Source organism: Dellaglioa sp. CoH-57-MRSF-20, from assembly GCF_056781955.1.
In genome coordinates this window covers 1-477 of sequence record NZ_JBXAXV010000102.1, presented here as the reverse complement: position 1 = coordinate 477, position 477 = coordinate 1, and the positions used below count along the sequence as shown (strand labels likewise).

Annotated in this window: 1 protein-coding gene; it reads left to right on the top strand. The window is 55.8% G+C overall.

Going from position 1 to position 477, the window contains the following annotated elements:
* Nucleotides 1-477: DNA polymerase (locus AC1RPN_RS08345; protein WP_481763737.1), on the top strand; the 477-nt coding region annotated here is incomplete at both ends.

The window sequence follows — 477 nt, the reverse complement described above, 5'->3', positions numbered from 1 at the left end:
TTTTCGACATCCTCGGACTCGAACCCTTGTCGAAGACGAAGACCGGGGCAGATGCCATCGACAAGGAATTCGTTGCGCATTACCGCGACAAGAACAAGATCGTTGGTCTGTACGGCGACTATCAGGCGCTGACGAAGCTGTTGTCCACGTATGCGAAGGGCTGGTTCAAACGGCTTACGACGAACATGGACGCAGCCAAGGACAATCACCTGCGGCCTGACTATTCGGTATGGGCGGTGGTAACCGGCCGTCTCGCGTCGATGGGACCTAACCTTCAGCAGATTCCGAGCCGGGGAAAGCTCGCAAAGATCATCAAGAAGATGTTCGTATCCACACCCGGATACCTGATGATTCGATACGACTACTCTGCTCACGAAGTGCGAATCTGGTCAGTTGCGGCAGGCGACAAGGCACTGGCCGAGGCGTTCCGCGCAGGTCAGAAATTGCGGCAAGCCTACATCTCGGCAAAGACCGATG